Source organism: Methyloversatilis universalis FAM5 (genome assembly GCF_000214035.2).
Taxonomy (GTDB): domain Bacteria; phylum Pseudomonadota; class Gammaproteobacteria; order Burkholderiales; family Rhodocyclaceae; genus Methyloversatilis; species Methyloversatilis universalis.
Genome location: NZ_AFHG01000052.1, coordinates 1 through 21,104 on the forward strand (window position 1 = coordinate 1; position 21,104 = coordinate 21,104).

A 21,104-nucleotide genomic window follows, 5' to 3' on the forward strand; every position below is an offset into this window, starting at 1 on the left:
GTATCAAGCCGACCGTGAAGACCACCTGCACCGGCGTGGAAATGTTCCGCAAGCTGCTGGATCAGGGTCAGGCAGGTGACAACGTGGGCGTGCTGCTGCGCGGCACCAAGCGTGAAGAAGTCGAGCGTGGCCAGGTGCTGGCCAAGCCGGGTTCGATCAAGCCGCACACCCACTTCACGGCCGAGATCTACGTGCTGTCGAAGGATGAAGGTGGTCGTCACACCCCGTTCTTCAACGGCTATCGCCCGCAGTTCTACTTCCGTACGACGGACGTGACCGGTGCGATCGATCTGCCGGAAGGCACCGAGATGGTGATGCCGGGTGACAACGTTTCGATCACGGTGAAGCTGATCGCCCCGATCGCGATGGAAGAAGGTCTGCGCTTCGCGATCCGCGAAGGCGGCCGCACCGTCGGCGCCGGCGTGGTTGCCAAGATCATCGAGTAAGTAGTACACTCGACAGCTTTTGTGCCGGACGGCTTCGTGTCGTCCGGCTTTGCTCTTTCGCTCTTTGGGAAAAACCAATGCAAAGCCAGAAGATCCGTATCCGCCTGAAGGCCTTCGACTATCGCCTCATCGATCAGTCGGCCCTGGAAATCGTGGATACCGCCAAGCGTACCGGCGCGGTTGTTCGTGGTCCGGTGCCGCTGCCCACCCGCATCGAGCGTTTCAACGTGCTGCGCTCGCCGCACGTGAACAAGACCTCGCGCGACCAGTTCGAAATCCGCACCCATGTCCGCCTGATGGACATCATCGATCCGACTGACAAGACGGTGGATGCGCTGATGAAGCTGGATCTGCCCGCGGGTGTGGATGTCGAGATCAAGCTTCAGTAAGAGCAGTCTTTTCCGGCGTTCTTTTTGCCGGTAAGCGTCATCGGATTTCCGGTGGCAGTTGAAACGGATCCCGGTCAATCGCAACCGGGATGAGGAGAAAAACATGAGTCTAGGCCTTGTGGGTCGCAAGGTCGGCATGACGCGCATTTTCACCGATGACGGTCAAACCGTTCCGGTGACGGTCGTGGATGTGTCGAACAATCGCGTTACCCAGATCAAGACGGCAGAAACCGACGGTTACACGTCGGTGCAGGTCGCTTTCGGCAAGCGTCGCGCTACCCGCGTGAACAAAGCCGCCGCAGGTCATTTTGCCAAGGCAGGTGTCGAGGCCGGTGAAGTGCTGCGCGAATTCCGCGTTGATGCGGAGAAGCTCGCCCAGTTCAAGGCGGGTGATGTCATCAGTGCCGCTTCGGTGTTCGCCGTGGGCCAGAAGGTCGATGTGACGGGTACGTCCATCGGCAAGGGCTTCGCGGGTGCCATCAAGCGCCACAACTTCTCGTCCAACCGTGCGTCGCACGGCAACTCGATCTCGCACAACTCGCCGGGCTCGATCGGTATGGCGCAGGATCCGGGTCGCGTTTTCCCGGGCAAGCGCATGGCCGGTCACCTCGGTGATGCCAAGAGCACCCAGCAGGGTCTAGAGGTCGTGCGTATCGACGAGGCCCGTCAGCTGCTGCTCATCAAGGGCGCAATTCCGGGTTCCAAGGGCGGTGACGTGATCGTCCTGCCGGCGGTCAAGGGCTGAGGAGAGCGCGATGGCTGAATTGAAGGTTTTGAATGACGCAGGTCAGCAGGCGTCCACGGTGCAGGCACCGGACGCACTGTTTGCCCGCGAATACAACGAAGCGCTGGTGCATCAGCTGGTGGTGGCCTATCAGGCCAACGCCCGTCAGGGCACCCGCGCACAGAAGGACCGTACCCTGGTCAAGCACACCACGCGCAAGCCGTGGCGTCAGAAGGGTACTGGCAGGGCTCGTGCCGGTATGTCGTCCAGCCCGCTGTGGCGTGGCGGCGGCCGCATCTTCCCGAACTCGCCCGACGAGAACTTCTCGCAGAAGGTCAACCGCAAGATGTATCGCGCCGGCATCGCCGCGATCCTGTCGCAGCTGGCCCGCGAAGACCGCATCGCCGTGGTCGAGAACTTCAATGTCGACGCTCCGAAGACCAAGCTCCTGTCCAGCAAGCTCAAGGGCATGGGTCTGGATTCGGTGCTCGTGATCACCGACGAACTCGATGAGAACCTGTTCCTGTCGTCGCGCAACCTGCACAACGTGCTGGTTCTCGAAGCGCACGAGACGGATCCGGTGTCGCTCATCCGTTTCGGCAAGGTGCTGGTCACGCGCAGCGCGATGAGCAAATTCGAGGAGATGTGGGCATGAGCAACTTTTCGCAGGAAAGGCTGATGCAGGTTCTGCTCGCGCCGCAGATTTCAGAGAAGGCGACCTTCATTGCCGACCGCAACAACCAGGTCGTGTTCAAGGTTGCTCCGGATGCTACCAAGCCGGAAATCAAGGCTGCGGTCGAGCTGCTGTTCAGCAAGGGCGACAACAAGGTTGAAGTCCTTTCCGTTCAGGTTCTGAACGTGAAGGGCAAGATCAAGCGTTTCGGCCGCACTTTCGGCCGTCGCAGCGACTGGAAGAAGGCCTTTGTCCGCATCAAGCCGGGCCAGGACATCGAGTTCGCTGAAGGAGGGGCTGTCTAATGGCACTCGTCAAAGTCAAGCCGACTTCGGCTGGCCGTCGTGCGGTCGTCAAGGTCGTCCACGAGCATCTGTACAAGGGTCGTCCGGTTGATTCGCTGACCGAAACCCAGAGCAAGACCTCGGGTCGCAACAATCACGGTCGCATCACCACCCGTCACAAGGGCGGTGGTCATCGTCAGCAGTACCGCGTGATCGATTTCCGTCGCAACAAGGACGGTATCGTGGCCAAGGTCGAGCGTATCGAGTACGACCCGAACCGTTCGGCTCACATCGCGCTGCTGTGCTACGCCGATGGCGAGCGTCGTTACATCATCGCCCCGAAGGGCATGGCGGTCGGTCAGGAAGTTGTCAGCGGTTCGGAAGCGCCGATCAAGTCCGGCAACACGCTCCCGCTGCGTAACATTCCGGTCGGTTCGACCATTCACTGCATCGAAATGACGCCGGGCAAGGGCGCGCAACTCGCGCGTGCGGCCGGTACCTCGGTGCAGCTGCTTGCTCGCGACGGCAGCTACGCTCAGCTGCGTCTGCGCTCCGGTGAAATCCGCCGTGTGCACGTCGAGTGCCGCGCGACCATCGGTGAAGTGGGCAACGAAGAAAACAACCTGCGCAAGCTTGGCAAGGCAGGCGCAACCCGTTGGCGCGGTGTGCGTCCGACCGTTCGCGGTACCGCAATGAACCCGATCGATCACCCGCACGGTGGTGGTGAAGGTCGTACCGGCGAAGGTCGCGTTCCGGTCAGCCCGTGGGGTCAGCCCACCAAGGGCTACCGCACCCGCAGCAACAAGCGCACGAGCAACATGATCGTGCAGCGCCGCTACAAGCGATAAGAGGTAGGCAATGGCACGTTCAATCAAGAAAGGCCCGTTCGTCGACGCCCACCTGCTGGCCAAGGTGGATACGGCTCGCGCGTCGAATGACAAGCGTCCGATCAAGACCTGGTCGCGTCGTTCGACCGTTCTGCCGGACTTCATCGGTCTCACCATCGCCGTGCATAACGGTCGCCAGCACATCCCGGTCTATGTTTCGGAAAACATGGTCGGTCACAAGCTGGGCGAGTTCGCGCTGACCCGTACGTTCAAGGGTCACACCGCGGGCAAGAAAGCGAAGAAGTAAGGAGCGATGACAATGGAAACCCGTGCAAGTCTTCGCGGCGTGCGTCTGTCGGCGCAGAAGGGTCGGCTGGTTGCCGATCTGATCCGCGGTAAGTCGGTTGGTCAGGCTCTGAACATTCTGGCTTTCAGCCCCAAGAAGGGCGCCAAGATCATCAAGAAGGTCGTCGAATCCGCAATCGCGAACGCCGAGCACAACGACGGCGCCGATATCGACAGCCTGAAGGTGAAGACCATTTACGTGGAAAAGGGTGTTGTGCTCAAGCGCTTCACCGCCCGGGCCAAGGGTCGCGGCAATCGCATCATCAAGCCGACCTGCCACGTGTTCGTCACGGTTGGAGACTGAAGGTTATGGGACAGAAGATTCATCCGACCGGCTTCCGTCTGGCGGTCACGCATAACTGGGCTTCGCGCTGGTTTGCTTCCAGCAAGGACTTCCCGCGCATGCTTAACCAGGACCTCGAAGTCCGCGCCTTTCTGAAGAAGAAGCTGGCGCACGCTTCGGTGGGCCGCGTGGTCATCGAGCGTCCGGCGAAGAACGCCCGCATCACCGTGTATTCGGCTCGCCCGGGTGTGGTGATCGGCAAGAAGGGCGAAGAGATCGAACTGATCAAGGCCCAGCTCGGCAAGATGATGGGCGTACCGGTCCACGTGAACATCGAGGAAATCCGCAAGCCGGAAATCGATGCACAGCTGATCGCCGATTCGATCGCCCAGCAGCTCGAGAAGCGGATCATGTTCCGCCGCGCGATGAAGCGCGCGATGCAGAACGCGATGCGCCTCGGTGCCCAGGGCATCAAGATCATGTCGTCCGGTCGTCTGAACGGCATCGAAATTGCTCGCCGCGAGTGGTACCGCGAAGGTCGTGTGCCGCTGCACACCCTGCGCGCCGACATCGATTACGGTACGTCGGAAGCCAAGACCACCTACGGTGTGATCGGTATCAAGGTGTGGGTGTTCAAGGGCGAAATGCTTGCCCGTGGCGAAGCGCCGGCAGTTACCGAAGAAAACGACAACGCACGTCGCCCGCGTCGTGATGGCCGTCGCCCGGAAGGCGACAACCGTCCGGCAGGTCGCCGTCCCGCCCGTGACGCGAAGCCGGAAGGCAGCGCTTCGGCCGGTGATGCCGACGTGAAGTCCACTCAGCAACGAGTCAGAAAGTCAGGAGCTAGCAATGCTGCAGCCGGCGAGAAGAAAGTACCGTAAGGAGCAGAAGGGCCGCAACACGGGTCTCGCCACCCGCGGTACCAAGGTTTCCTTTGGCGAGTACGGCCTCAAGGCCACTTCGCGCGGTCGTCTGACGGCTCGTCAGATCGAATCCGCTCGTCGTGCGATGACGCGTCACATCAAGCGCGGTGGTCGTATCTGGATTCGCATTTTCCCGGACAAGCCGATTTCGAAGAAGCCGGCGGAAGTGCGTATGGGTAACGGCAAGGGCAACCCGGAGTACTGGGTCGCCGAAATTCAGCCGGGCAAGGTGCTGTACGAGATGGACGGCGTCGACGAGGCGCTGGCGCGCGAGGCGTTCCGCCTGGCTGCTGCCAAGCTCCCGCTCGAAACCACCTTTGTCGTGCGTCAGCTGGGGTAAGCGATGAAAGCCAAGGATCTGCGGACGAAAGATGCCGCTGAATTGAACAAGGAGCTGATGGATCTTCTGAAGGCGCAGTTTTCGCTGCGCATGCAGAAGGCCACCCAGCAGCTGACCAATACCAGCCAGCTGAAGAACGTGCGCCGCGACATCGCGCGCGTTCGCACTCTGCTGGAACAGAAAGCGAGCGCGAAATGAGCGAGACCAATCAAAAGGTCCATCGCACGCTGGTCGGCCGTGTGGTCAGCGACAAGATGGAAAAGACCGTGACCGTGCTGGTCGAGCGCCGTGTCAAGCACCCGCTCTACGGCAAGGTGATCATGCGGTCGAAGAAGTACCACGCTCACGTTGAAGGCCTCGAGGCGCATGAAGGCGATCTGGTTCAGATCGAGGAATGCCGTCCGATCAGCCGCACCAAGGCGTGGAAAGTCACCCAGGTCGTTGAACAGGCCCGCGTGATCTGATTGGAAGTATCCGGGAGGGGCTTGCAGAGCCCCTCCCCGCATGCTATTGTTGCGTGCTTTGTTTCACCGAGCCAAACGGTTTCGCTGGGCTCGTCCTCACCCTGACGGGTCCAAGACTGTCCGCTCCATGAGCGGGATAAGTTGGAGATAAGAAATGATCCAGATGCAATCCATGCTGAACGTGGCCGACAACACCGGCGCGCGCTCTGTCATGTGTATCAAGGTGCTTGGTGGTTCCAAGCGTCGCTATGCCGGTATCGGCGACGTGATCAAGGTCAGCATCAAGGATGCTGCGCCGCGTGGTCGCGTGAAGAAGGGCGAGGTTTATAACGCGGTCGTGGTTCGTACCGCGAAGGGTGTGCGTCGTCCGGATGGTTCGCTGGTGAAGTTCGACGGCAACGCCGCCGTGCTTCTGAATAACAAGCTCGAGCCGATCGGTACCCGTATATTTGGGCCGGTTACCCGTGAGCTGCGCGGCGAGCGTTTCATGAAGATCGTTTCGCTGGCGCCGGAAGTTCTCTGAGGCCAGGCTGGAGAGTCAGATGGAAAAGATTCGCAAAGGCGATGAAGTCATTGTGCTGACGGGTAAGGACCGCGGTCGTCGCGGTACCGTGCTCCGTCGCGTCGACGAGCGCTCTGTCGTGGTTGAAGGTGTCAATCGCGCCAAGAAGCATCAGCGTCCGAACCCGATGAAGGGTCAGCAGGGCGGCATCGTCGAAAAGGAAATGCCGATCGACATTTCGAATGTCGCGCTGTTCAACCCGGCGACCAGCAAGGGTGATCGCGTTGGCATCAAGACGCTTGAAGACGGTACCAAGGTCCGCTTCTTCAAGTCGAATGGCGAGTTGGTCAAGGCTTAAGGAACGACAATGGCGCGCTTGCAAGATTTTTACAAGGCAACCGTTGTGGCCGACCTGACGGCCCGCTTCGGTTACAAGTCGGTGATGGAAGTTCCGCGCATCACCAAGATTACGCTGAACATGGGTGTCGGCGAGGCCGTGGGCGACAAGAAGGTGCTCGAACACGCGGTCGGCGACATGGTCAAGATTGCCGGTCAGAAGCCGGTTGTCACCAAGGCTCGCAAGGCCATCGCGGGCTTCAAGATCCGCGAAGGCTACCCGATCGGCTGCATGGTGACGCTGCGCGGTCCGCGCATGTTCGAATTCCTGGATCGACTGATCACCGTTGCCATGCCGCGTGTGCGTGACTTCCGTGGTGTGTCGGGCAAGGGTTTCGATGGCCGTGGCAACTACAACATCGGCATCAAAGAGCAGATCATTTTCCCGGAAATCGAGTACGACAAGGTCGACAAGGTTCGCGGGATGAATATCAGCATCACGACGACCGCCAAGACCGACGAGGAAGCCAAGGCTCTGCTCGCCGCGTTCAAGTTCCCGTTCAAGAATTGAGGTTGCCATGGCTAAGTTGGCATTGAAAAACCGTGAAGCGAAGCGCGAGAAGCTGGTGGCCAAGTTCGCCGCCAAGCGCGCCGCGCTGGAAGCCGTCGTCGCCGATATGTCGGCAACCGAAGAGGATCGTGCTTCCGCACGTCTGAAGCTGCAGGCGCTGCCGCGTAACGCTAACCCGACCCGCCTGCGCAATCGCTGCGAACAGACCGGTCGTCCGCGCGGCGTGTTCCGGAAGTTCGGTCTCTGCCGTAACAAACTGCGTGAAGCGGCCTTCCGGGGCGAAGTGCCCGGCATGGTCAAGGCTAGTTGGTAACAGGGGTACAAGATGAGCATGAGTGATCCGATTGCGGACATGCTGACCCGCATCCGCAATGCACAAATGGCACAGAAGGGCTCTGTTGTCATGCCGTCCTCGAAGATCAAGGTGGCGATCGCCGGGGTGCTGCAGTCCGAAGGTTATATCGACGGTTTCAGCGTGCGCACCGAAGGTGGCAAGGCTGAACTGGAGCTGGTCCTGAAGTATTACTCGGGCCGCCCCGTCATCGAGCGCATCGAGCGCGTCAGCCGCCCTGGTCTGCGCGTCTACCGTGGCACGGATGATCTGCCGCGCGTGATGAACGGTCTGGGTGTGGCCATCGTTTCGACGCCGCGTGGCGTCATGACCGATCGCAAGGCCCGCGCCGAGAAGGTCGGCGGCGAAGTGCTGTGCATCGTGGCCTGAGGAAGAAGACATGTCACGTATCGCAAAGAATCCCGTTGTCGTGCCGAAAGGCGTCGACGTCGCGCTGAATGCCGGCGAGCTGTCGGTGAAGGGCCCGCTGGGCCAGATCAGCCGCGTGCTGCATCCGAACGTCGCGGTCACGGTCGAAGGTGGCGAAATCCGCTTCGCCCAGATCGAAGGCGCGGTGAACAGCAAGGCGCTGTCGGGCACCATGCGTGCTCTGGTGGCGAACATGGTGACCGGCGTCACCCAGGGTTTCGAGCGCAAGCTCACCCTGGTCGGCGTGGGTTACAAGGCCCAGGCCCAGGGCGACAAGCTGAACCTGTCGCTTGGTTTCTCGCACCCGGTGGTCCATGAGATGCCCGCAGGCATCAAGGTGGAAACGCCAGCGCCGACCGAGATCCGCGTCAAGGGCGTGGACAAGCAACTGGTCGGTCAGGTCGCTGCCGAAATTCGCGCGTACCGCGAACCCGAACCCTACAAGGGCAAGGGTGTGCGCTACTCCGATGAGGTGGTGGTGATCAAAGAGACCAAGAAGAAGTAAGGGTGACGAACATGGACAAGAACATCTCCCGTCTGCGCCGTTCGCGTCAGACCCGCGCCCGAATCGCCCAGCTGAAGGCTGTCCGTCTGTCGGTTCATCGCAGCAACAGCCACATCTACGCTCAGGTGTACTCTGGTTGCGGCACCCGCGTGCTGGCAGCGGCATCGACCGTCGAAGAGTCGGTGCGCAAGGAAGTGAGCAATGGCGGCAACGTGAACGCAGCTTCGCTGGTGGGCAAGCTGATCGCCGAGCGCGCCCGTGCCCAGGGTATCGAGCAGGTTGCGTTCGACCGCGGTGGCTTCAAGTACCACGGTCGTATCAAGGCGCTCGCTGAGGCCGCCCGCGAAGGCGGTCTCAAGTTCTAACTGATCAGGCGACTCAAGCGATGGCTAAACCGCAACGGAAGCAAAACCAGGCCCAGGAAGAACGCGACGACGGCCTGCGTGAAAAAATGGTGTCGATCAACCGTGTCACCAAGGTGGTGAAGGGTGGTCGTATTCTGGGTTTCGCAGCGCTCACCGTGGTCGGTGATGGCGACGGCGGAATCGGCATGGGCAAGGGCAAGGCGCGTGAAGTGCCGGTCGCTGTCCAGAAGGCTATGGAAGAGGCGCGCCGCAAGATGGTGCGTGTCAATCTTCGGGATGGCAGTTTCCATCACCCGATCGTTGGCCACCATGGCGCTTCGACCGTGCTGATCCAGCCGGCCGCCGCCGGTACCGGCATCATCGCCGGTGGCCCGATGCGCGCAGTGTTCGAAGTGATGGGCGTGACCGACGTGGTCGCCAAGTCGCTCGGCTCGTCGAACCCCTACAACCTCGTGCGCGCCACGCTGAACGGCCTGCTGCGCATGAGCACGCCGTCGGAAGTTGCCGCCAAGCGCGGCAAGACCGTGGCGGAAATTCTCGGCTGAGGTCTGTGATGGCTGAAAAAACTCTGAAGGTCACTCTGGTGAAGAGCCTGATCGGTCGCAAGCAGGATCACCGCGCTACCGTGCGCGGCCTGGGTCTGCGCCGTCTGCATCACACCGTCGTCCTTGAGGACACGCCGGCAGTGCGCGGCATGGTCACCAAGGTGTCTTACCTGCTGAAGGTCGAGGCGTAAATGGAACTGAATGACATCAAGCCGGGCGAGGGTTCGAAGCACGCCCGTCGTCGCGTCGGTCGCGGCATGGGCAGCGGCCTGGGCAAGACCTGCGGTCGTGGTCACAAGGGCCAGAAGTCCCGTTCGGGCGGCTGGAAGAGCGTGGGCTTCGAAGGCGGCCAGATGCCGCTGCAGCGTCGCCTGCCGAAGCGTGGTTTCACCTCGCTGACCCGTGCCCGCAACGAAGAAGTGAATCTGTCGTCGCTGTCGAAGCTGCCGGTCGAAGACGTCGATCTTCTGGTGCTGAAGCAGTTCGGCCTGGTTTCGCGTGATGCGTTGTCGGCCAAGGTCGTACTGTCGGGTGAAATGACCCGTCGTGTGGTGCTCAAGGGCATCGGCGCGACCAAGGGTGCGCGTGCAGCCATTGAGGCTGCCGGCGGCCAGGTCGGAGAGTAAGCGTTGGCTACTGCCGCCCAGCAGCCGGGTCGTAGCGCAAAGTTCGGTGATCTGTGGCGCCGCCTGTGGTTTCTCGCAGGCGCGCTGCTGGTCTATCGGCTTGGCGCTCACATTCCGGTTCCGGGCATCGATCCTGCACGCCTGGCGGAGCTTTTCCATGGCCAGCAGGGGGGCATACTCGGCGTATTCAACCTGTTCTCGGGTGGCGCGCTGTCGCGCTTCACGATTTTTGCGCTGGGGATCATGCCGTACATTTCGGCGTCGATCATCATGCAGCTGCTCACCGTGGCAGTGCCTTCACTCGAGGCGCTGAAGAAGGAAGGTGAGGCGGGGCGGCGCAAGATCACGCAGTACACCCGCTACGGTACGCTCGCGCTCGCGCTGTTCCAGGCTTTCGGTATTTCGGTGGCGCTGGAGTCGCAGCCGGGGTTGGTGCTGGATCCGGGAATGATGTTCCGCTTCGTAACGATCTCCACGCTGATCACCGGGACGATGTTCCTGATGTGGCTGGGTGAACAGATCACCGAGCGTGGCATCGGCAACGGCATCTCGATCATCATCTTTGCGGGTATCGCCGCCGGACTTCCGGGTTCGATCGGTGGTCTGCTGGAGCTGGTGAATACTGGCGCGATGCACGAACTGACTGCGCTGTTCATCGTTGCACTCGTGTTTGCGGTGACTGCTGTCGTCGTGTTCGTGGAGCGGGGGCAGCGCAAGATTCTGGTCAATTACGCAAAGCGCCAGGTCGGCAACAAGGTGTATGGGGGGCAAAGTTCCCATTTGCCGCTGAAGCTGAACATGGCCGGTGTGATTCCGCCGATCTTCGCGTCGTCGATCATCCTTTTCCCGGCAACGCTCGCAGGCTGGTTTGCGACCAGCGAGAGCACGCGCTGGCTGAAGGATCTGGCCGCAACGCTGTCGCCGGGTCAGCCGATCTACGTGCTGCTGTACGCTACCGCGATCGTCTTCTTCTGCTTTTTCTACACGGCACTGGTGTTCAACGCCAAGGAAACTGCGGACAACCTGAAGAAGAGTGGTGCATTCGTCCCGGGCATCCGACCGGGCGAGCAGACCGCGCGCTACATCGACAAGATCCTTTCGAGGCTCACGCTGGTTGGCGCGGTTTACATCACGCTGGTGTGTTTGCTGCCTGAGTTCCTGATCCTGAAGTGGAACGTGCCGTTCTATTTCGGTGGAACCTCGCTGCTGATCATCGTGGTCGTGACCATGGATTTCATGGCCCAGGTCCAGGCCTACGTGATGTCGCACCAGTATGAAAGCCTTCTCAAGAAGGCCAACTTCCGCGGGACCGGATTCCCGACACGCTGAGTAGCTATGTCCAAGGAAGATGTCATCGAAATGCAGGGTGAGGTTGTCGAAACCCTGCCGAATGCAACGTTTCGCGTGAAGCTCGAAAACGGACACGTGGTTCTCGGGCACATTTCCGGAAAGATGCGCATGCACTACATACGCATTCTTCCGGGTGACAAGGTAACGGTGCAGCTCACGCCTTATGACCTGAGCAAAGGTCGCATCGTGTTTCGCGCCAAGTAAAACTGGCGTTTGGTTTCAGCTGGAGAATTGGGATGAAAGTCCAAGCATCTGTTAAGCCTGTCTGCCGCAAGTGCAAGGTGATCCGTCGCCACGGTGTCGTCCGCATCATCTGCGCCGATCCGCGTCACAAGCAGCGTCAAGGTTGACGCTTACTAGTGGTCTTTGATAACATTTAAGGTTTCGCTTTTCGGGGTGACTGCATGGCCCGTATCGCCGGCGTTAACATTCCTAACCACCAGCACACGGAAATCGCTCTGACCGCGATTTTCGGAGTTGGTCGGTCCCGCTCACAAAAGATCTGCGACGCTGCTGGCATTGCCCGCAACGCGAAGATCAAGGACCTCTCGGAGGCCGAAATGGATCGGCTGCGGGAAGAGGTCGGCAAGTTCACCATCGAAGGTGACCTGCGTCGTGAAGTGACGATGAACATCAAGCGCCTGATGGACCTGGGCTGCTATCGCGGTGTTCGTCATCGTCGTGGCCTGCCGCTGCGCGGCCAGCGCACCCGCACGAATGCCCGTACCCGCAAGGGGCCGCGCAAGTCGATCGCTGGCGCGAAGAAGTAATCTTTAGGACACGATCATGGTCAAGAGTGCTGCAAAAGTCCGGAAGAAGGTCAAGAAGAACGTCGCGGAAGGCATCGCGCACATTCACGCTTCCTTCAACAACACCATCATCACGATCACCGACCGCCAGGGTAACGCCCTGTCGTGGGCCACTTCGGGTGGCGCCGGCTTCAAGGGTTCGCGTAAGAGCACCCCGTTCGCAGCCCAGGTTGCTGCGGAAGCTGCCGGCAAGGTCGCGGTCGAGTGCGGTGTGAAAAATCTGGAAGTCCGCATCAAGGGTCCCGGCCCGGGTCGCGAGTCGGCCGTTCGTGCGCTGAACGCGCTCGGCATCAAGATTTCGTCGATTACCGACATCACGCCGATCCCGCACAACGGCTGCCGTCCGCCCAAGCGTCGGCGCATCTAAGAGGAATTTAGAGAATGGCTCGTAATCTCGACGCGAAGTGCCGTCAATGCCGTCGTGAAGGCGAAAAGCTCTTCCTGAAGGGCGAGAAGTGCTTCACCGACAAGTGCGCCATCGAGCGCCGCTCCTACGCTCCGGGTCAGCATGGTCAGAAGTCTGGCCAGCGCCTGTCCGGTTTCGGCCAGCAACTGCGTGAGAAACAGAAGATCCGCCGCATCTACGGCGTGCTCGAGCGTCAGTTCCGCCGTGTGTACGCCGAAGCCGAGCGCCGCAAGGGCCAGACCGGTGAAAACATGCTGCAGCTGCTGGAAAGCCGCCTCGATACGGTTGCCTACCGCATGGGCTTCGGTGCCTCGCGTGCCGAGTCGCGTCAGGTCGTGCGCCATAACGGCATCCTGGTGAATGGCAAGCGCGTCAACATCCCGTCCTACGAAGTGCGTCCGGGCGATGTGGTCGAGCTGACCGAACGCGCCAAGGGCCATCTGCGCTCCAAGGGTGCGCTCGAAGCCCAGGCTTCGCGTGGCTTCCCGGAGTGGCTGGATGTCGATGCCAAGGCTGGCCGTGGCGTGTTCAAGTCCATGCCTGCCCGCTCGGATCTGTCCTCGACGATCAACGAAAGTCTGGTTGTCGAACTGTATTCCCGCTGATCGCTTTGGCGATCAGCCTGTTGACGTCACTGAGGACTGCAGATGCAAAGCAATGCTCTCTTGAAACCGCGAATCATTGACGTACAAAATTTGTCGCCGGCTCATGCACGTGTGGTGATGGAGCCGTTCGAACGCGGGTTCGGGCACACGCTGGGCAACGCGCTCCGTCGCATTCTCCTGTCGTCCATGCCCGGCTACGCGCCGACTGAAGTGCAGATCGAAGGTGTTCTGCACGAGTACTCGACGCTGGACGGCGTCCGCGAGGACGTGGTCGACGTCCTGCTGAACCTGAAGGGTGTGGTGCTGAAGCTGCACAACCGTTCGGAAGCCTACCTGCGTGTATCGCGTAACGGCGAAGGTGTGGTGACGGCCGGTGACATCGAAGTGACCCATGATGTCGAGATCGTTAATCCGGAGCACGTGATCGCTCACGTCGCACCGGGTGGCAAGCTGGATCTCCAGTTCAAGGTCGAACAGGGACGTGGCTATGTGCCGGGTACCGTGCGTCAGGGTTCGTCCGAGAACAAGGCCATCGGCCACATCGTTCTCGATGCAAGCTTCAGCCCGATCCGTCGGGTGAGCTATGCGGTGGAATCGGCGCGTGTGGAACAGCGCACCGATTTGGACCGTCTGGTCATGGATGTCGAAACCAACGGTGCGGTCGAGCCGGAAGAGGCGGTCCGCTATGCGGCACGCGTTCTGGTGGATCAGCTGTCGGTGTTCGCGGAGCTGGAAGGTACGGCGCCGGTTGCCGAAGTGCGCAAGCAGGCGGTGATCGACCCCATCCTGCTGCGTCCGGTGGATGATCTGGAACTGACGGTGCGTTCGGCCAACTGCCTGAAGGCCGAGAACATCTATTACATCGGTGATCTGATCCAGCGCACCGAGAACGAGCTGCTGAAGACCCCGAATCTGGGTCGCAAGTCGCTCAACGAAATCAAGGAAGTGCTTGCCTCGCGTGGCCTCACGCTCGGCATGAAGCTCGAGAACTGGCCGCCTGCCGGCCTGGATCGGGCGTAACACCGTACCGCCCTTCGGGCCGGATACACGATAAACCGGCCACCTGCCTGACCCGCGGTGGCCGCATAATTTTACGGAGTCATCATGCGTCATCGTAACGGTCTCAGAAAACTCAACCGCACCAGCTCGCATCGCGAAGCGATGTTCCGCAACATGGCCGTGTCGCTGCTGCGCCACGAAGCCATCAAGACCACCGTGCCGAAGGCCAAGGAACTGCGCCGCGTCGTCGAGCCGCTGATCAACCTGGGCAAGACGCCGAATCTGTCGAACCGCCGCCTGGCCTTCTCGCGTCTGCGCGATCGCGAAGTCGTGTGCAAGATTTTCGACGTGCTGGGCCCGCGCTACGCGAACCGCAACGGCGGTTATCTGAGCATCCTGAAGATGGGCTTCCGCGTCGGCGATAACGCGCCGATGGCTTATGTCCAGCTGATGGACCGCCCGGACGAGAGCGCCGAAGCGGTTGAAGTCGCCGAATAAGTTTCCGGACGGCTCAAATTGAAAGCCCCGCAATGCGGGGCTTTTTCTTTTGCTGGACCGGAAGCGAGTGGATCCGCGGCGCGGAAACGACAGCGCGGTGATGCATCTATTGGATCAGGCGGCACTGACCTGAATGCATCGCGCGCTTTCGGAGGAGGTGGACGACGTCCGCGCCTGCATTTCGTCGCGGAAAACTTCGCCCAGCATCACCAGCACAGGACCTTCGGGCGCCTGGTCTCCGCAGCCCAGCAGCGCGCCGACGGTATGCTCAGACAGGCCCTGCAGCGTGGTGAAGGCTTCGCGCGAGGCGGGATGGCTGGCGTTCTCGACCAGAGCGACCGGCGTGTCGGCGCCACGGCCATAGCTCATCAGTTCGCGGGCGATGGCCATCGATTCGTGGGACGCCATGTAAAGTGCCAGCGTCGGCGTATCGGCGTTCGCTCGCAGTGCCTGCGAAGGGTGTTCGCCTTCGCCTGCCCGCGGCGTGAGCAGCGCCACGCTGCGGGCGATGCCGCGGCGGGTGAGCGATACCTTCAGCTGGGCGCTGGCCGCACTGGCTGCGGTGACGCCGGGGACCACTTCGTATTCGATGCCGGCCGCAGCCAGCGCATTCATCTCTTCCTGGGCGCGGCCGAACAGCATCGGGTCGCCACCCTTCAGGCGCACCACCCGAGCGTGAGTACGCGCCGCGTGGATGATCTTCTGGTTGATGAAGCGCTGGGCGGTCGAATGACGCCCGCAGCGCTTGCCGACCGCGATCAGCCGGGCCTGCGGCGCGAGGGCCAGCACGTCGTCGCCGATCAGCGCATCGTGCAGCACCACGTCGGCTTCGGCCAGCAGGCGGGCGGCGCGCAGCGTGAGCAGGTCAGCGGCGCCAGGGCCGGCGCCGACCAGCCACACCTTGCCCGGCTGCTGCGCTTGTTCAGCCTGCCTTGACATGGAGGCCGCACTCCTTGCTTTCCGGGTTTTCCCACCACCAGCGACCGGCCCGGATGTCCTCGCCCGGGGAGATCGGCCGGGTGCAGGGCTGGCAGCCGATGCTGGGTACGAAGCGTTCGTGCAGCTCGTTGTAGGGCACCCCGTGGGTGTGGATGTACACCCACACCTCGCGCTCGCTCCAGTCGGACAACGGGTTGAATTTCTCGATGCCGTGGCTCTCGTCGAACTGGCGCAGTGGCAGTTCGGCGCGGGTGGCCGACTGCTGTGCCCGCATGCCGGTGATCCAGGCCTTCTTGCCGGCCAGCGCGCGCTTCAGCGGCTCGACCTTGCGCATCGCGCAGCAGGCCTTGCGCAGATCGACCGAGTCGTAGAAGGCGTTGATGCCGTGCTTGCGGACATATTCCTCTACCGCCTCGTGACTCGGAAAGAAGGTGACCGGGCGCGCGCCGTAGTGCTTTTCCGCCTTGGCCATCAGGTCATAGGTTTCCGACGGCAGGCGGCCGGTGTCCAGCGTGAAAATTTCGATGTCCAGCGCGTTGCGCTGGATCAGGTCGGTGATCACCATGTCCTCGGCGCCCATGCTGCTGGCGAAACCGATGGGCTGGAACTCGGCTGCAGCCTGCTTCAGCAGGTCGACCGCCGCCGCGGTCTTGAGCGCCACCTTGTCGCGCAGCGCGTCGGTGACGTTCGGATGGATCAGCGGGTTGCTCATGCCGGCACCTTCTGACCGATGCGACGACGGAAGACCGGCACGTTGCCGTCGGTGGAGGTCTGATACGGCGTGCTGAAATCCTTCAGCGCGGCGATGCAGCGTTCCGGCTTCTGGTCGGCGCGCAGCAGATAGGCGTCGAAGCCGGTTCGGCGGAAGAAGAACATCTGGTCGCGCAGCACGTCGCCCAGCGCCCGCATTTCATTGCGGTATCCGTAGCGGTTGCGCAGGATGAAGCCGACCGAAAAACCGCGGCCGTCGATGAATTTCGGGAAGTTCACGCCGATCAGCGGCAGGCGGTTCAGGTCGCCGCCTAGGCTGTCCGCCAGTTCGGCCGGTTCTTCATGGCTGTCCAGCCACACCCCGATCTCGCCGGCCGCCATCCGCGCTGCCAGCGCTTCATGCCGACGCAGCCATACCGACAGCGGGATGAGTACCTTGCCGGTGGCCGGCACTTCGCAGCGGTCGATCACGTCGTCGGCCGCGGCCGGTTCGCCGGTCAGCTTGAACAGCACCACCTTGCCGGCGGACTTGCGCACCGGTTCGCCGGAATCGGGCAGCTTCACCCAGGTCCATACGTCCTGGGCGAGGGCTTCGCCACGGATGAGATCAGCCATGGGTCACCTCGGCCTTCTTGCTGGATTCGCCATAGACGCGCGCCTTGAACGGCGCCACGCCCAACCGGCGCACGGTGTCGAGGAAGCGCTCTTCCGGCGTGCGCGCCTCGACATAGGTTTCGATCAGTTTCTTGACCACGCCCGGCACTTCATCAGCCGCGAACGAGGGGCCGATCACGTCACCGAGCGAGGTGGTGTTGCCCTGGGCGCCACCGATCGACACCTGGTACCACTCCGAACCGGCCTTATCCACGCCGAGAATGCCGATATGGCCGACGTGGTGGTGTCCACAGGAATTCATGCAGCCCGAAATGTTCAGCTCCAGGTCGCCGATGTCGTACAGGTAGTCCAGATCATCGAACTCCGCCTGGATGGCCTGGGCGATCGGGATGGACTTGGCGTTCGCGAGCGAGCAGAAGTCGCCGCCCGGGCAGCAGATCATGTCGGTCAGCAGGCCGATATTGGGCGTCGCCAGGTTGTGCTTGCGGGCTTCCTGCCACAGCGCGTACAGATCGGCCAGCGGCACGTCGGCCAGCACCAGGTTCTGTTCGTGCGTGACGCGCAGTTCGCCGAAGCTGTAGCGGTCGGCCAGATCGGCCACCGCTTCCATCTGAGCCGAGGTGATGTCACCCGGCGGCAGGCCGTGCGGCTTCAGCGACAGCGTGACCGAGCGGTAGCCCGGGCGCTTGTGGGCGCGTACGCAGCGCGACACCCAGCGGGCAAAGGCGCGGTCGCTGGCGAGCTTCTCGTCGAAGCCGGCGTCGCGGGCCGGACGGGCCGGCGCATCCGGGTCCTGGAAGGCGGCCGCGGCTAGCGCCAGTTCCTCGTCGGTCACGGTGGCGATGCCGTCGCGTTCGAGCTGCCATTCCTCATTCACCTGGCGCGCGAATTCTTCGGCACCGATGGCCTTGACCAGGATCTTGATGCGCGCCTTGTAGGCGTTGTCCCGGCGGCCGTAGCGGTTGTACACCCGCAGCACAGCGTCGAGATAGGTGGGCAGGTGGCGCCAGGGCAGGGCGTCGTGGATTACGCTGCCGAGGATGGGCGTGCGGCCCATGCCGCCGCCGACGATGACGCGCACCAGCACCTCGCCCTGATCGTCCCGGTACAGCTGCAGGCCGACGTCGTGCGCATAGGTGACCGCGCGGTCTTCCACCGTGCCGCTGACCGCGATCTTGAACTTGCGCGGCAGGAAGGCGAATTCCGGATGGAAGGTGGACCACTGACGCAGCACTTCGCAGTACGGCCGCGGATCGACGATTTCGTCCGGCGCAACGCCGGCGAACGGGTCGGTGGTGATGTTGCGGATGCAGTTGCCCGAAGTCTGGATGGCGTGCATTTCGACCGTCGCCAGCTCGGCCAGGATGTCCGCCGTGTCTTCCAGCTTCGGCCAGTTCAGCTGCAGGTTCTGGCGGGTGGTGAAGTGGCCGTACTCGCGGTCGTAGCGGCGCGCGATGTCGGCCAGCTTGCGCAGCTGGCGGCTTGCCAGCATGCCGTACGGAATGGCGATGCGCAGCATCGGCGCATGGCGCTGGATATAGAGGCCGTTCTGCAGGCGCAGCGGACGGAATTCGTCGTCCGACAGTTCGCCGGCCAGATTGCGCTGGAGCTGGTCGCGGTACTGCGCGACGCGCTCGATCACCAGCGCACGGTCGTAGTCGTCGTAGCGATACATAGGGGTGTCCCGTCATGGGTGCCCGGTCTGCGCCGGACAACCCGTTGCCCTCTTTCAGCCTAGAAGGTTCAGGCTCAGTTTTCCGCCGATGCCGAACAGCATGCTGGCCAGCAGCGGTCGCAGGAATCTTTCAGGCATCCGGGCCGCGATCTGGCTGCCCAGTGCGATGCCGGGCAGCGAACCGATCAGCAGCGCGCCGAGCAGCGTCCAGTCGACATTGCCCAGCCACCAGTGGCCCATGCCGGCCACCAGCGTCAGCGGTACTGCATGCGCGATGTCGCTGCCGACGATGCGTACCGCAGGCAACCGCGGATACAGGAAAACCAGCGCCGCAGTGCCCAGCGCGCCGGCGCCGACCGATGAAATCGTGACCAGCAGGCCCAGCACCGCGCCCGTCGCCACGGTCAGCGGCGTCAGATGACGTTCGCGCCAGGCGCCGATGCCCGGCCGCTCGGCCAGTGCCTGCAGGCGCGAGCGGAACAGCAGTGCGCACGCAGTCAGCACCAGTGCCACGCCGAGCGTACCGCTGATCAGCGACTGGCTGCCATACGCCGAGCGGGAATGCGTCGATAACCACCACAGCGTGAGTGCTGCTGCTGGCACGCTGCCCGCGCCCAGCGCCCTCACGATGCGCCAGTCTATGGTCCGGTTGCGCCCATGCACCACCGCGCCGCCGGCCTTGGTCATCGCGGCATACAGCAGGTCGGTGCCGACCGCGACCGACGGGTGGATGCCGAACAGCAGCACCAGCAGCGGCGTCATCAGCGAGCCGCCGCCGACGCCGGTCAGTCCGACGATGGCACCGACAAAAAAGCCGGCCACCGAATACCCGAAATCCATGCGCGCAGGTCCGGCAAGATGAATTTTTCAGGGTATCGCCGGTTCAAGATAATTGGAAATGCTTTGAAGTAAGATTCAAATGATTTCCGGTTCTAACTGGCCTGTGGCACATCCCTTCGACGGACGGCGGACATGAATCTTCAGCAACTGCGTTACGTGGCCGAAGTGGCCCAGCGCAACCTCAACGTGTCGGAGGCGGCCCGCGCGCTGCACACCTCGCAGTCCGGCGTGTCGCGCCAGATCAGCCTGCTGGAGGAGGAACTGGGCGTCGATGTGTTCGTGCGCCAGGGCAAGCGCCTGGTCGCGGTCACCCGGCCTGGGGAAGAGGTGATCGCGATCGCCCGCCGCATGCTGCGCGACGTCGGTGCCCTGCGTCAGGTGGGCGACGAATACGCCAGCGGCGAACAGGGACGTCTGTCCATCGCCACCACGCACACCCAGGCCCGTTACGTGCTGCCGCATGTGCTGTCCGAATTCATGCGGGCGCATCCGGGCGTGCAGATCGAGCTGCACCAGGGCAATCCGACCCAGTGCTGCGAGTACGTGCTGTCGGGCGCGGCCGATCTGGTCATCGCGACCGAGGCGATCGACGAATACGATCTGCTGGTGAGCCTGCCCTGCTACCAGTGGAACCGCTGCCTGATCGCGCCGCCCGGCCATCCGCTGCTGGACGTGAAGCCGCTGACGCTGGAAGCGATCGCCGACTGGCCGCTGATCACCTACGACTTCGCCTTCACCGGCGGCTCCCGGGTGAACCAGACCTTTGCCGAGCGCGGTCTGACGCCTCGGGTAGCGATGAGCGCGATCGACGCCGACATCATCAAGACCTATGTCGCGCTCGGTCTCGGCGTGGGCATCGTCGCGCAGATGGCGTTCGATGCCGAACAGGACCGCGGCCTGCGCGCGATCGACTGCAGTCACCTGTTCGAACCGAGCACCACCCGCATCGGCCTGCACCGCAACGGCTGGCTGCGCGGCTACACCTATACCTTCATCCAGGCCTTCGCCGCCTCGCTCACCCGCGAGACGGTGGACCGTGCACTCGGTCGCGCCTGACCGTCCGGGCCGCCGGCCACGTCATGCGGCGGTAACCTGCAGCGGTGACAGTGTCGGGATTCCTGTCATCCCGTTCAATGTCCCATGATGTCCGCAGCCCTGCACCCGCTCGAACTCGATTCCGATGGCCGCCACGCTCGTCTGGCCGGCGTCACCTACCTGGCCGGCGGCCTGCTGCGCGCCCGTGACGGCCGCGGCGTGGTGCATCTGACCGAGGCCGAACGGCCCCGCCACGTGTACAAGTTCATCGGTCCGCTGCCCGACAGCGGCGCGCTGCAGCACGGTGCCCTCTACGTCGCACGCTTCGGTGACAACGGTCACGGCCACTGGCTGCCGCTGGTGCCGGCCCGCCAGGGCTTCCTGCTGTGGGACCCGCAGCTCAGGGTGGGCGAAGTGCTCGGCGATCCCGCCGCCGCGGCCCGCCGGGTGGGCGCCACGCCGCTGGACGGGCTGTTCTCGGTCCAGTCGCGTGCCGACGGCGGCCAGCTGCTGCTGTGCGGGCACGCCGGTCCGGCGCGCGTATGGCGCGAGGCGATGGGCGACGTCGCCAGCCTCACTTTCGGCTGGCAGGGCGGACTGCTGCCGGCCGACGAACGCGCTTCGGCCCTGCATCTGCGTGCCCGTCCGGCGCTGCGACTGACCGCCGGCTGACCCTCTGCGTCCACGCGCACCGCGGCGTGACGCGGTCGCGCG

At 62.7% G+C, this 21,104-nt stretch carries 37 protein-coding genes; 32 read left to right on the forward strand and 5 right to left on the reverse strand.

All coding sequences use genetic code 11. The annotated features are described in order from the left end of the window. From METUNV1_RS11010 to rplQ, 30 genes are all read left to right on the forward strand, one after another. Positions 1-446, forward strand: a 446-nt coding sequence (locus METUNV1_RS11010) for an EF-Tu C-terminal domain-related protein (protein WP_043359742.1), incomplete at its 5' end; no start/stop codon positions are given. A 77-nt stretch (positions 447-523) separates the two neighbouring features. Continuing rightward, on the forward strand, positions 524-835 hold the full coding sequence (rpsJ, locus tag METUNV1_RS11015; protein ID WP_008061711.1) for a 30S ribosomal protein S10: 312 nt from the start codon (positions 524-526) through the stop codon (positions 833-835). Positions 836-938: 103 nt separating this feature from the next. Beyond that, positions 939-1,580 carry a 50S ribosomal protein L3 gene (gene rplC / locus METUNV1_RS11020; RefSeq protein WP_026187834.1) on the forward strand — a complete coding sequence of 214 codons (642 nt, stop codon included), beginning with the start codon at positions 939-941 and terminating at the stop codon, positions 1,578-1,580. A gap of 10 nt (positions 1,581-1,590) precedes the next feature. Beyond that, on the forward strand, positions 1,591-2,214 hold the full coding sequence (rplD, locus tag METUNV1_RS11025) for a 50S ribosomal protein L4 (RefSeq protein ID WP_043359745.1): 624 nt from the start codon (positions 1,591-1,593) through the stop codon (positions 2,212-2,214). Further along, complete coding sequence (gene rplW / locus METUNV1_RS11030) at positions 2,211-2,537, forward strand: 50S ribosomal protein L23 (RefSeq protein ID WP_008061714.1); 327 nt, start codon at positions 2,211-2,213, stop codon at positions 2,535-2,537. Before rplD ends, rplW begins: the two co-directional genes overlap by 4 nt. Further along, positions 2,537-3,364, forward strand: a complete 828-nt coding sequence (rplB, locus tag METUNV1_RS11035) for a 50S ribosomal protein L2 (protein WP_008061715.1) — start codon at positions 2,537-2,539, stop codon at positions 3,362-3,364. The genes rplW and rplB overlap by 1 nt, the downstream gene beginning before the upstream one ends. Before the next feature lie 10 nt (positions 3,365-3,374). Next, entirely contained in the window at positions 3,375-3,650 is a 276-nt protein-coding gene (gene rpsS, locus METUNV1_RS11040; protein ID WP_008061716.1) for a 30S ribosomal protein S19, read from the forward strand. Between the two features lie 12 nt (positions 3,651-3,662). Further along, a complete protein-coding gene (gene rplV / locus METUNV1_RS11045) occupies positions 3,663-3,992 on the forward strand; it encodes a 50S ribosomal protein L22 (RefSeq protein ID WP_018228084.1) in 330 nt (109 codons plus the stop codon). A gap of 5 nt (positions 3,993-3,997) precedes the next feature. Beyond that, a complete protein-coding gene (gene rpsC, locus METUNV1_RS11050; protein ID WP_008061727.1) occupies positions 3,998-4,852 on the forward strand; it encodes a 30S ribosomal protein S3 in 855 nt (284 codons plus the stop codon). Beyond that, on the forward strand, positions 4,821-5,234 hold the full coding sequence (rplP, locus tag METUNV1_RS11055; RefSeq protein ID WP_008061728.1) for a 50S ribosomal protein L16: 414 nt from the start codon (positions 4,821-4,823) through the stop codon (positions 5,232-5,234). Before rpsC ends, rplP begins: the two co-directional genes overlap by 32 nt. A gap of 3 nt (positions 5,235-5,237) precedes the next feature. Then, positions 5,238-5,432, forward strand: coding sequence for a 50S ribosomal protein L29 (rpmC, locus tag METUNV1_RS11060; protein ID WP_026187836.1), 195 nt, complete (start codon positions 5,238-5,240; stop codon positions 5,430-5,432). Continuing rightward, positions 5,429-5,698 (forward strand): 30S ribosomal protein S17, encoded by a 270-nt coding sequence (gene rpsQ / locus METUNV1_RS11065; RefSeq protein ID WP_008061730.1) that lies wholly within the window; start codon positions 5,429-5,431, stop codon positions 5,696-5,698. The genes rpmC and rpsQ overlap by 4 nt, the downstream gene beginning before the upstream one ends. A 154-nt stretch (positions 5,699-5,852) precedes the next feature. Next, positions 5,853-6,221, forward strand: a complete 369-nt coding sequence (rplN, locus tag METUNV1_RS11070; RefSeq protein WP_008061731.1) for a 50S ribosomal protein L14 — start codon at positions 5,853-5,855, stop codon at positions 6,219-6,221. A gap of 19 nt (positions 6,222-6,240) precedes the next feature. Further along, positions 6,241-6,558 carry a 50S ribosomal protein L24 gene (gene rplX, locus METUNV1_RS11075; RefSeq protein WP_008061732.1) on the forward strand — a complete coding sequence of 106 codons (318 nt, stop codon included), beginning with the start codon at positions 6,241-6,243 and terminating at the stop codon, positions 6,556-6,558. Between the two features lie 9 nt (positions 6,559-6,567). Then, entirely contained in the window at positions 6,568-7,107 is a 540-nt protein-coding gene (rplE, locus tag METUNV1_RS11080) for a 50S ribosomal protein L5 (RefSeq protein WP_043359748.1), read from the forward strand. A 7-nt stretch (positions 7,108-7,114) separates the two neighbouring features. Next, complete coding sequence (rpsN, locus tag METUNV1_RS11085; protein ID WP_043359750.1) at positions 7,115-7,420, forward strand: 30S ribosomal protein S14; 306 nt, start codon at positions 7,115-7,117, stop codon at positions 7,418-7,420. 12 nt (positions 7,421-7,432) lie between these two features. Continuing rightward, a complete protein-coding gene (gene rpsH, locus METUNV1_RS11090) occupies positions 7,433-7,828 on the forward strand; it encodes a 30S ribosomal protein S8 (protein ID WP_043359752.1) in 396 nt (131 codons plus the stop codon). A gap of 10 nt (positions 7,829-7,838) precedes the next feature. After that, positions 7,839-8,372, forward strand: a complete 534-nt coding sequence (rplF, locus tag METUNV1_RS11095) for a 50S ribosomal protein L6 (RefSeq protein ID WP_043359754.1) — start codon at positions 7,839-7,841, stop codon at positions 8,370-8,372. An 11-nt stretch (positions 8,373-8,383) separates the two neighbouring features. Then, positions 8,384-8,737: a 50S ribosomal protein L18 gene (gene rplR, locus METUNV1_RS11100; RefSeq protein ID WP_008061737.1), complete on the forward strand. Its 354-nt coding sequence runs from the start codon at positions 8,384-8,386 to the stop codon at positions 8,735-8,737. A gap of 20 nt (positions 8,738-8,757) precedes the next feature. Continuing rightward, complete coding sequence (gene rpsE, locus METUNV1_RS11105; protein WP_018228093.1) at positions 8,758-9,282, forward strand: 30S ribosomal protein S5; 525 nt, start codon at positions 8,758-8,760, stop codon at positions 9,280-9,282. An 8-nt stretch (positions 9,283-9,290) separates the two neighbouring features. Next, the gene (gene rpmD, locus METUNV1_RS11110) at positions 9,291-9,473 is read left to right on the forward strand and encodes a 50S ribosomal protein L30 (protein WP_008061740.1); all 183 of its coding nucleotides are present in this window, start codon (positions 9,291-9,293) and stop codon (positions 9,471-9,473) included. Further along, positions 9,474-9,908, forward strand: a complete 435-nt coding sequence (gene rplO / locus METUNV1_RS11115) for a 50S ribosomal protein L15 (protein ID WP_008061742.1) — start codon at positions 9,474-9,476, stop codon at positions 9,906-9,908. A gap of 3 nt (positions 9,909-9,911) precedes the next feature. After that, positions 9,912-11,237 (forward strand): preprotein translocase subunit SecY, encoded by a 1,326-nt coding sequence (gene secY / locus METUNV1_RS11120; protein ID WP_008061744.1) that lies wholly within the window; start codon positions 9,912-9,914, stop codon positions 11,235-11,237. A gap of 6 nt (positions 11,238-11,243) precedes the next feature. Next, entirely contained in the window at positions 11,244-11,462 is a 219-nt protein-coding gene (gene infA / locus METUNV1_RS11125) for a translation initiation factor IF-1 (RefSeq protein ID WP_008061745.1), read from the forward strand. A 32-nt stretch (positions 11,463-11,494) separates the two neighbouring features. Beyond that, positions 11,495-11,608: a 50S ribosomal protein L36 gene (gene rpmJ, locus METUNV1_RS11130; protein WP_077231381.1), complete on the forward strand. Its 114-nt coding sequence runs from the start codon at positions 11,495-11,497 to the stop codon at positions 11,606-11,608. Between the two features lie 54 nt (positions 11,609-11,662). Continuing rightward, positions 11,663-12,028 (forward strand): 30S ribosomal protein S13, encoded by a 366-nt coding sequence (gene rpsM, locus METUNV1_RS11135; protein ID WP_018228096.1) that lies wholly within the window; start codon positions 11,663-11,665, stop codon positions 12,026-12,028. Between the two features lie 16 nt (positions 12,029-12,044). Beyond that, positions 12,045-12,434 carry a 30S ribosomal protein S11 gene (rpsK, locus tag METUNV1_RS11140; RefSeq protein WP_008061749.1) on the forward strand — a complete coding sequence of 130 codons (390 nt, stop codon included), beginning with the start codon at positions 12,045-12,047 and terminating at the stop codon, positions 12,432-12,434. 14 nt (positions 12,435-12,448) lie between these two features. Further along, positions 12,449-13,078, forward strand: a complete 630-nt coding sequence (gene rpsD / locus METUNV1_RS11145; RefSeq protein WP_008061750.1) for a 30S ribosomal protein S4 — start codon at positions 12,449-12,451, stop codon at positions 13,076-13,078. Between the two features lie 42 nt (positions 13,079-13,120). Beyond that, positions 13,121-14,098, forward strand: a complete 978-nt coding sequence (locus METUNV1_RS11150; RefSeq protein ID WP_043359756.1) for a DNA-directed RNA polymerase subunit alpha — start codon at positions 13,121-13,123, stop codon at positions 14,096-14,098. 84 nt (positions 14,099-14,182) lie between these two features. Then, a complete protein-coding gene (rplQ, locus tag METUNV1_RS11155; RefSeq protein WP_018228098.1) occupies positions 14,183-14,575 on the forward strand; it encodes a 50S ribosomal protein L17 in 393 nt (130 codons plus the stop codon). Between the two features lie 114 nt (positions 14,576-14,689). On the opposite strand, the gene cobA is transcribed toward rplQ, so the two are convergent. The 5 genes from cobA to METUNV1_RS11180 are packed head-to-tail and all read right to left on the reverse strand — an operon-like array spanning position 14,690 to position 19,355. Further along, positions 14,690-15,514 carry a uroporphyrinogen-III C-methyltransferase gene (cobA, locus tag METUNV1_RS11160; protein WP_008061759.1) on the reverse strand — a complete coding sequence of 275 codons (825 nt, stop codon included), beginning with the start codon at positions 15,512-15,514 and terminating at the stop codon, positions 14,690-14,692. Next, complete coding sequence (locus METUNV1_RS11165) at positions 15,498-16,226, reverse strand: phosphoadenylyl-sulfate reductase (RefSeq protein ID WP_008061761.1); 729 nt, start codon at positions 16,224-16,226, stop codon at positions 15,498-15,500. Before METUNV1_RS11165 ends, cobA begins: the two co-directional genes overlap by 17 nt. Then, a complete protein-coding gene (locus METUNV1_RS11170; RefSeq protein ID WP_008061763.1) occupies positions 16,223-16,840 on the reverse strand; it encodes a DUF934 domain-containing protein in 618 nt (205 codons plus the stop codon). The genes METUNV1_RS11165 and METUNV1_RS11170 overlap by 4 nt, the downstream gene beginning before the upstream one ends. Continuing rightward, positions 16,833-18,515 (reverse strand): nitrite/sulfite reductase, encoded by a 1,683-nt coding sequence (locus METUNV1_RS11175; protein WP_008061764.1) that lies wholly within the window; start codon positions 18,513-18,515, stop codon positions 16,833-16,835. Before METUNV1_RS11175 ends, METUNV1_RS11170 begins: the two co-directional genes overlap by 8 nt. 54 nt (positions 18,516-18,569) lie before the next feature. Further along, entirely contained in the window at positions 18,570-19,355 is a 786-nt protein-coding gene (locus tag METUNV1_RS11180) for a sulfite exporter TauE/SafE family protein (protein ID WP_008061765.1), read from the reverse strand. A 132-nt stretch (positions 19,356-19,487) separates the two neighbouring features. Here METUNV1_RS11180 and METUNV1_RS11185 point away from each other — a divergent pair, with 132 nt between their 5' ends. Both METUNV1_RS11185 and METUNV1_RS11190 read left to right on the forward strand, forming a co-directional pair. Beyond that, positions 19,488-20,411, forward strand: a complete 924-nt coding sequence (locus tag METUNV1_RS11185) for a CysB family HTH-type transcriptional regulator (RefSeq protein WP_008061766.1) — start codon at positions 19,488-19,490, stop codon at positions 20,409-20,411. Positions 20,412-20,495: 84 nt separating this feature from the next. Next, positions 20,496-21,062 carry an alkaline phosphatase PhoX gene (locus METUNV1_RS11190; RefSeq protein WP_008061767.1) on the forward strand — a complete coding sequence of 189 codons (567 nt, stop codon included), beginning with the start codon at positions 20,496-20,498 and terminating at the stop codon, positions 21,060-21,062. Positions 21,063-21,104 lie beyond the last annotated feature (42 nt).

Excerpts from the sequence above, each read along its gene's own strand:
- rpsJ (WP_008061711.1), top strand. The coding sequence starts at position 524 with ATGCAAAGCCAGAAGATCCGTATCCGCCTGAAGGCCTTCGACTATCGC.
- rplC (WP_026187834.1), top strand. The coding sequence starts at position 939 with ATGAGTCTAGGCCTTGTGGGTCGCAAGGTCGGCATGACGCGCATTTTC.
- rplD (WP_043359745.1), top strand. The coding sequence starts at position 1,591 with ATGGCTGAATTGAAGGTTTTGAATGACGCAGGTCAGCAGGCGTCCACG.
- rplW (WP_008061714.1), top strand. The coding sequence starts at position 2,211 with ATGAGCAACTTTTCGCAGGAAAGGCTGATGCAGGTTCTGCTCGCGCCG.
- rplB (WP_008061715.1), top strand. The coding sequence starts at position 2,537 with ATGGCACTCGTCAAAGTCAAGCCGACTTCGGCTGGCCGTCGTGCGGTC.
- rpsS (WP_008061716.1), top strand. The coding sequence starts at position 3,375 with ATGGCACGTTCAATCAAGAAAGGCCCGTTCGTCGACGCCCACCTGCTG.
- rplV (WP_018228084.1), top strand. The coding sequence starts at position 3,663 with ATGGAAACCCGTGCAAGTCTTCGCGGCGTGCGTCTGTCGGCGCAGAAG.
- rpsC (WP_008061727.1), top strand. The coding sequence starts at position 3,998 with ATGGGACAGAAGATTCATCCGACCGGCTTCCGTCTGGCGGTCACGCAT.
- rplP (WP_008061728.1), top strand. The coding sequence starts at position 4,821 with ATGCTGCAGCCGGCGAGAAGAAAGTACCGTAAGGAGCAGAAGGGCCGC.
- rpmC (WP_026187836.1), top strand. The coding sequence starts at position 5,238 with ATGAAAGCCAAGGATCTGCGGACGAAAGATGCCGCTGAATTGAACAAG.
- rpsQ (WP_008061730.1), top strand. The coding sequence starts at position 5,429 with ATGAGCGAGACCAATCAAAAGGTCCATCGCACGCTGGTCGGCCGTGTG.
- rplN (WP_008061731.1), top strand. The coding sequence starts at position 5,853 with ATGATCCAGATGCAATCCATGCTGAACGTGGCCGACAACACCGGCGCG.
- rplX (WP_008061732.1), top strand. The coding sequence starts at position 6,241 with ATGGAAAAGATTCGCAAAGGCGATGAAGTCATTGTGCTGACGGGTAAG.
- rplE (WP_043359748.1), top strand. The coding sequence starts at position 6,568 with ATGGCGCGCTTGCAAGATTTTTACAAGGCAACCGTTGTGGCCGACCTG.
- rpsN (WP_043359750.1), top strand. The coding sequence starts at position 7,115 with ATGGCTAAGTTGGCATTGAAAAACCGTGAAGCGAAGCGCGAGAAGCTG.
- rpsH (WP_043359752.1), top strand. The coding sequence starts at position 7,433 with ATGAGCATGAGTGATCCGATTGCGGACATGCTGACCCGCATCCGCAAT.
- rplF (WP_043359754.1), top strand. The coding sequence starts at position 7,839 with ATGTCACGTATCGCAAAGAATCCCGTTGTCGTGCCGAAAGGCGTCGAC.
- rplR (WP_008061737.1), top strand. The coding sequence starts at position 8,384 with ATGGACAAGAACATCTCCCGTCTGCGCCGTTCGCGTCAGACCCGCGCC.
- rpsE (WP_018228093.1), top strand. The coding sequence starts at position 8,758 with ATGGCTAAACCGCAACGGAAGCAAAACCAGGCCCAGGAAGAACGCGAC.
- rpmD (WP_008061740.1), top strand. The coding sequence starts at position 9,291 with ATGGCTGAAAAAACTCTGAAGGTCACTCTGGTGAAGAGCCTGATCGGT.
- rplO (WP_008061742.1), top strand. The coding sequence starts at position 9,474 with ATGGAACTGAATGACATCAAGCCGGGCGAGGGTTCGAAGCACGCCCGT.
- infA (WP_008061745.1), top strand. The coding sequence starts at position 11,244 with ATGTCCAAGGAAGATGTCATCGAAATGCAGGGTGAGGTTGTCGAAACC.
- rpmJ (WP_077231381.1), top strand. The coding sequence starts at position 11,495 with ATGAAAGTCCAAGCATCTGTTAAGCCTGTCTGCCGCAAGTGCAAGGTG.
- rpsM (WP_018228096.1), top strand. The coding sequence starts at position 11,663 with ATGGCCCGTATCGCCGGCGTTAACATTCCTAACCACCAGCACACGGAA.
- rpsK (WP_008061749.1), top strand. The coding sequence starts at position 12,045 with ATGGTCAAGAGTGCTGCAAAAGTCCGGAAGAAGGTCAAGAAGAACGTC.
- rpsD (WP_008061750.1), top strand. The coding sequence starts at position 12,449 with ATGGCTCGTAATCTCGACGCGAAGTGCCGTCAATGCCGTCGTGAAGGC.
- METUNV1_RS11150 (WP_043359756.1), top strand. The coding sequence starts at position 13,121 with ATGCAAAGCAATGCTCTCTTGAAACCGCGAATCATTGACGTACAAAAT.
- rplQ (WP_018228098.1), top strand. The coding sequence starts at position 14,183 with ATGCGTCATCGTAACGGTCTCAGAAAACTCAACCGCACCAGCTCGCAT.
- cobA (WP_008061759.1), bottom strand. The coding sequence starts at position 15,514 with ATGTCAAGGCAGGCTGAACAAGCGCAGCAGCCGGGCAAGGTGTGGCTG.
- METUNV1_RS11165 (WP_008061761.1), bottom strand. The coding sequence starts at position 16,226 with ATGAGCAACCCGCTGATCCATCCGAACGTCACCGACGCGCTGCGCGAC.
- METUNV1_RS11170 (WP_008061763.1), bottom strand. The coding sequence starts at position 16,840 with ATGGCTGATCTCATCCGTGGCGAAGCCCTCGCCCAGGACGTATGGACC.
- METUNV1_RS11175 (WP_008061764.1), bottom strand. The coding sequence starts at position 18,515 with ATGTATCGCTACGACGACTACGACCGTGCGCTGGTGATCGAGCGCGTC.
- METUNV1_RS11180 (WP_008061765.1), bottom strand. The coding sequence starts at position 19,355 with ATGGATTTCGGGTATTCGGTGGCCGGCTTTTTTGTCGGTGCCATCGTC.
- METUNV1_RS11185 (WP_008061766.1), top strand. The coding sequence starts at position 19,488 with ATGAATCTTCAGCAACTGCGTTACGTGGCCGAAGTGGCCCAGCGCAAC.
- METUNV1_RS11190 (WP_008061767.1), top strand. The coding sequence starts at position 20,496 with ATGATGTCCGCAGCCCTGCACCCGCTCGAACTCGATTCCGATGGCCGC.